9 protein-coding genes and 1 riboswitch are annotated in these 5,691 nt (G+C 37.7%); of the genes, 2 read left to right on the top strand and 7 right to left on the bottom strand.

What is annotated here, in order from left to right; genetic code table 11:
• Positions 1-144 (top strand): DUF2187 family protein (locus AC1DRF_RS15400; RefSeq protein WP_477741077.1); only part of this gene is annotated, 144 nt, incomplete at its 5' end.
• 316 nt (positions 145-460) lie between these two features.
• Positions 461-694: a hypothetical protein gene (locus AC1DRF_RS15395; RefSeq protein ID WP_477741076.1), complete on the top strand. Its 234-nt coding sequence runs from the start codon at positions 461-463 to the stop codon at positions 692-694.
• A 33-nt stretch (positions 695-727) separates the two neighbouring features.
• Here AC1DRF_RS15395 and AC1DRF_RS15390 read toward each other — a convergent pair whose 3' ends face one another.
• From AC1DRF_RS15390 to AC1DRF_RS15360, 7 genes are all read right to left on the bottom strand, one after another.
• Positions 728-1,429 carry an NAD(P)H-binding protein gene (locus AC1DRF_RS15390; protein WP_427075473.1) on the bottom strand — a complete coding sequence of 234 codons (702 nt, stop codon included), beginning with the start codon at positions 1,427-1,429 and terminating at the stop codon, positions 728-730.
• A gap of 68 nt (positions 1,430-1,497) precedes the next feature.
• Positions 1,498-1,995, bottom strand: coding sequence for a preQ(1) synthase (queF, locus tag AC1DRF_RS15385; protein ID WP_013082243.1), 498 nt, complete (start codon positions 1,993-1,995; stop codon positions 1,498-1,500).
• Between the two features lie 98 nt (positions 1,996-2,093).
• Positions 2,094-2,825: a 7-carboxy-7-deazaguanine synthase QueE gene (gene queE, locus AC1DRF_RS15380; RefSeq protein WP_427075474.1), complete on the bottom strand. Its 732-nt coding sequence runs from the start codon at positions 2,823-2,825 to the stop codon at positions 2,094-2,096.
• Positions 2,818-3,258 (bottom strand): 6-carboxytetrahydropterin synthase QueD, encoded by a 441-nt coding sequence (gene queD / locus AC1DRF_RS15375; RefSeq protein WP_013055983.1) that lies wholly within the window; start codon positions 3,256-3,258, stop codon positions 2,818-2,820. The genes queE and queD overlap by 8 nt, the downstream gene beginning before the upstream one ends.
• Positions 3,258-3,923, bottom strand: a complete 666-nt coding sequence (gene queC / locus AC1DRF_RS15370; protein ID WP_043979622.1) for a 7-cyano-7-deazaguanine synthase QueC — start codon at positions 3,921-3,923, stop codon at positions 3,258-3,260. The genes queD and queC overlap by 1 nt, the downstream gene beginning before the upstream one ends.
• Before the next feature lie 230 nt (positions 3,924-4,153).
• A riboswitch (PreQ1 riboswitch) is annotated at positions 4,154-4,197 on the bottom strand.
• Between the two features lie 70 nt (positions 4,198-4,267).
• Complete coding sequence (locus tag AC1DRF_RS15365) at positions 4,268-5,389, bottom strand: GerAB/ArcD/ProY family transporter (protein WP_427075475.1); 1,122 nt, start codon at positions 5,387-5,389, stop codon at positions 4,268-4,270.
• A gap of 26 nt (positions 5,390-5,415) precedes the next feature.
• Positions 5,416-5,691, bottom strand: a 276-nt coding sequence (locus tag AC1DRF_RS15360) for a hypothetical protein (protein ID WP_477741075.1), incomplete at its 5' end; no start/stop codon positions are given.

Here is a 5,691-nt window from a genome sequence, read left to right as displayed (position 1 = left end):
GGCTTACAGGGCATTGTGGAAAAAGTAAATGAAAACTCCGTGATTGTAGATTTGACTTACATGACAAACTACCGCGATTTAGACTTAGAGCAGCGAACTGTTGTCAACCACAAAAACTACATCATCATTAATCCAGCTATGTAAAGGAAAAAAGCAGCCGAACAGCAAAAGCGGTTGCTTTTTTATTGATTTTGAAAGAATTGATTCTTTTGTTCTTCTGTAATAATCCCCAGCTTATACATGAGGTAAATATACTGTTGCACCTTAACATCCTTCGAATTTTTTTTCACTGTACTCCCTCTTTTCTAAAATGTTTCTTTATACAATAATATATGGCTGAGATAAAAAAAGTTTCCTTAAAGAAACAAAAACAGGCCCCATTTTTTCTTGAAAGGGGCTTATTTTCGTGTGACAATAAGAACAAGCTACTACTATCTTCTTACCGAAAGGAATTACTAGCATGTTTGATACTGTATTGTTTATCGTTGCTCTTATTGTCATTCTTTTTTTCATCGTGCAGTTCGTTTTTAAACGCAAACAAACTTCAAATAAAAAAACATCCGTTGAACCCATGAATTATGCCGAAGAAGATTCTAACTCCTACACAAGCTGGAGTGAAACTGCTTCTAACCACGATCATGATGGCGATGGAGATAGCGGTGGAGATGGAGATKCGGATGGTGACGGAAGATAGAAAAAAAGCCCCTTCTTATGAAGAGGCTTTTCTTTATTTTGATAATACTCGCTTGCCGTTGGTAAACGAATAATAGCATTCACCTGTATAAATGTCTTGGCTTTCATGTACATGAACCCCACATTTATCTTCAAAAGCAGCTTTCATCATCGATTTGGCTACGTTATAAGCTTTAATTGGACGATACTTTCTCCACTTTCCTACAAGGCAAAATGAACACGACTTTAACGTGTATCCCCCAATCTTTTCAAATAGGCGAAACTCTTGGCGCTTGCCTAATAATAACGATGGGCGGAAAAAGTGAGTAGAACGGATATACAAACTTGCGATATCTTCTTCTACTTGCCCCTTTACTTTACTGTAAAAGAATGGCGAACGAAGATCAGCACCAATTGCTGTGATCGTTAAAAAGTTTTTGCAGCGATATTTTTCTGCACATTTAGCTGCTTTTAAAGGAAATTCGTAGTCCACTTTAATGAATTTCGCTTTTGTTTTTGCTTTTTTCATTGTCGTGCCTAAACAGCAATATACATCATCAACTGCAAAGCATTCTTCGTGCTTATCAAGCTCTGAAAAATCAATTTCAAGCTGACGTAGCTTTGTGTGTTCGATTGGTAGCTTTTTTCGAACAAACACTGTCACATGGTTATATAAGCTGTTGCTTAATAACATTTTTAAAAGTTCTTGACCAACAAGTCCGCTTGCACCTAATACTAATGCTGATCTCTGTGACATTCTTTCACCTTCTCACCTGTTGTTTTTGCAATGGAAAACAGGTTGCATACACAACCTGTTTGTTCGAATTAACGATTATCAATTGTTTCTGGGTATAAATCATGATTCATCAGGCGATAATTAGCCATTTCTTCATACTTCGTACCGGGACGGCCATAGTTTGTATATGGATCAATTGAGATTCCGCCGCGTGGTGTGAATTTTCCCCATACTTCAATATATCTTGGATTCATCAGTTTAATTAAGTCATTCATAATAATGTTCATACAGTCTTCATGGAAATCTCCATGGTTACGGAAGCTGAATAAATAAAGCTTTAACGACTTGCTTTCTACCATTTTTTCATCTGGAATGTAACTAATATAAATGGTTGCGAAATCCGGCTGACCTGTTTTTGGACATAAGCTCGTAAATTCCGGACAGTTGAATTTCACAAAATAATCACGATTTGGGTGTTTGTTATCAAATGCTTCTAGAATCTCTGGTGCATATTCAAACAAATAGTTTGTTCCTTGATTTCCAAGGAGTGATACACCTTCTAATTCTTCATCTTTTCGACCGCTCATTTGCATTTCCTCTCTTTCTACGATTGTCATTCTAACAGCGTTTTTTTATTTTGTATATATCTGTTTTTATTTTTCTTTGTAAATTTTTTGCTATGCGCTTACACGCCTCGTTTATTTCCCCAAACAAGGGCGTGAACCTGCGGCAGAACTCTTACATCGTTCATGTTTTTTGCTGCCACTGCCTTATCGATTAACCACTCATACTTTTTAAGCAATTCTTGTGTTAACGACGCATTATCGATTGTCGTTAAGTCCTCGTTTCCTACTTGAACAAAAAATGGAACCTCAGGATAACGTTCATGAACAGACGCTGCATACTCAAAGTCCTCATCATTAAATACAACGACTTTTATGCTTATGTGCGCCTTGCGTTTTTCCTTTATTAATGTCTCTATAATATCGTCTAATACGGAGAAATTTGTTTTCATTAATGAACTTGGAGGCTTAGGAGAAATCGTTAAATCATCGATCTTTAGGAACCAATCCTGATAACGGCTCCCCTGTGTTTCAAGAGCTGCTTTTACCCCTTGACTGTGCAAAAGCTCTACAAGTGAACCAATCGCCTTGATAAGCGCAGGGTTTCCTCCAGAAATGGTGACGTGATCAAAGTACTCTCCTCCAATTTCTTTTAGCTCCGTCCAAATTTGTTCTGCTGTTAGCTGACGAATATCGTTTTTAGCCGATCCATCCCATGTAAAAGCTGAATCACACCAGCTGCAGGAATAATCACAGCCCGCGGTACGAACAAACATCGTCTTACGTCCTACAACCATTCCTTCCCCTTGAATCGTTGGTCCGAATATTTCAAGTACTGGAATTGTATTAGCCACGTTTTTTCACCTTCTTTGGGCGGTAAACTACGTAACTTGTCGGCGTTTCCCGCACGAATACTTGTACGCAAGAAGGCTTATTTGGTAGTGTGTCTAGATATTCTTGAACCAACTCATAAATTTTACGGGCAACAACTTCAGTTGTAGGAAAATCATTTGGATTTTCTTCGTTAAAGATAGAATGATCGTTCAATAATGTATGATCAAATTGACCAGAAACAATTTTTTTCAATAGCGCAAAGTTTACTAAAAAGCCCGCTTCGTCTAATGTATCTCCGGCAACAGTTAGATTTACGAAATACGTATGTCCATGAACTTGACGGCATTTTCCTGCTTCTGTGTGAGGAACAAAATGTGCCGCAGCAAACTGCATATCTTTGTTCAGTTCATATTCATAGTCATGAAATACTTGAGGATACATTTGTTGCAGCATTATTTCTCTCCTCCTTCTTTCGTTTGCATATATTGATCTAACCCGCGTTTTCGCAATTGACATGCGGGACATTCGCCGCATCCATCAGCAACAATACCGTTGTAGCATGTTAATGTTTTTTCACGCACATACTCAAGCGCCCCTAGCTCATCCGCTAACGCCCACGTTTCTGCTTTATCAATCCACATAAGGGGCGTATGAATCACAAATTCAAAGTCCATTGATAAATTAAGCGTGACGTTTAACGATTTTACAAATACATCTCGACAGTCTGGATATCCCGAAAAATCAGTTTCACAAACGCCTGTTACGATATGACGGCCTCCGCTGTTTTTAGCCAGTACGGCTGCAAATGATAAAAATAAAAGATTGCGGCCGTCAACAAACGTTGTAGGCAACTCTCCTTCTTTTTGCTCGATCTCAATATCATCTCGCGTTAAGGCATTTGGTGCTAATTGATTTAAAAGTGACATATCTAGTACGGTATGCTTCACACCTAAATCAGCTGCGATAGCTTTTGCTACCTCTATCTCTTGACTATGGCGCTGACCATATTGAAAAGTAACCGTTTCTACTTCTTTAAAGTTTTTCAAAGCCCAAAATAGACATGTTGTACTATCTTGACCTCCGCTAAATACAACAATAGCTTTTTCATTTTTCATCATTATTGTTCGTCTCCTTTTTGATTGAAATCAAAAGAAGAAGAAACTTTATTGAACCGTTCGTTCCCTTTGTGACTAATTTTATAACACAAAAAAGAGACTGCTCTTTTCCAGCAATCTCCCTAAAAAGCAACTAAGATACACGTCCTCGCCAGCATACACGTTAAAAAGACGCGTTGATAGAAAAGCACGTGAAAGAAGACACGCTAAAACCGTGTCTTTTGTCATCAACGATGATCTTAGTTTTTTATAGAGGGAGTTTTCGAACCTCTCCCGTACGTATCCAAACGTGTACGGCGTTTCTTCTTGAATTGTCATCGTATTATACCACATGCGTATAAATAATGCTATGTTTGTTGACTTCTATCGCCTTTAGCTGCCTTATTTTTCTTCATATAAGAAAGCGCAATAAATAACAACGGAAAACAGACGCTTAATACAAATAAATAAAACGGCCAGTAATATTTTTCAAAATAATTGAAGTACGCTGTGTTGGGAATAATGTAATATGCCACGCCTGTAATAATTATACCTAAAGGAAAGCTTAAAAAATTGCGCACCCGTAAATTACACAATTGGACGATACTTAACTGAATAGCATAGAACACAATGACAACTTTAAAAAAGATAGATAACATCCAAATAATAGCTACTAATACTTCAACATGCTGAATCGTTGCACCTAACGAAATCATTTTTCCTAATAAATAAACTGGGTAGCTGTGCATCGATGCAATATTCGCGCCAAGAGCTAATATACAAGCCGCAACTGCAATCGTAATCGTCAAGCCCGATGCGACAGTGCCGATAACAAACATTCTTTTTATCTTTTTTCCATCTTTTATATGAGGCGTAATCATCAGAATAAAAACCAATTCCATAAACGGGTTTCCTAAAAAATAAGTGGTCCCTAATACTAAATCACCCATGCTGAATTCAAAAAAAGGATAAAGATGATCAATTTTCATCTGAGGAATATTTAAAACAATTAACAATAAAAAGGGGACCACAATCCAAGGCAAAAAGATTTCCGCGGTTCTTGCTACCACTTCAATACCTAGATACCCTCCGTATATAACAGCTAAAAGAACAAGAGCATGAATCCATGTAGGCAGCGTTTCAGGGACAATTTGAGTCGTCATGAATGTACTGATATCTCGAAGCGAAAACGTAGACTGAATGAACATAAAGAAAATGTAAATAAGAGAAATACACGTTCCTGCATAAGGACCTAGCGCCTTTTTAGCTATTTGAATGAATGTTTGCTGAGGGTAACGCTGAATCAGCCATAAAAGCACCGCAACGATTAAAAGTGCAAAGCCAATAGCAAGCACACCGCAAAACCACGCATTTTGTCTATTCGTCTCTAATAATGTAGCCGGAACTGCCAAGATGGCGCTTCCGATACAAAAAACATAAATGAGAAAAAGAAATTGTTTCGGACTAATAAATTCTTTTATTTGCATCATACACACCTTCTCTCCTACATGCGTGCTCACGTGAATAACAAATGATGAACGGTTCTAGTAAGAGGCTTAACGAGTGCCTCTAAAAAGTACAGAGGCGTAGGAACTTCTTTACGGAGTGTAATCGCTCCCCAAAAGAATAGACCCAAACCTATAAGACAAAGGTAGACGACTATCTCACGATAATACTTTTCCTTTCGGAAGTTGATCATTATTTTTTTAGTCAAATAAGCAAGCAGTACAAGTAAGGCGATAAATCCCTCCATTTTCTTTCTCCTTAATGCTTCATTTGCTTCATATATGAG

It is taken from the genome of Priestia sp. P5_B4 (assembly GCF_056400385.1).
Note: the sequence above shows the minus strand (reverse complement) of the source record. Positions and strands in the feature narration are given on the sequence as shown.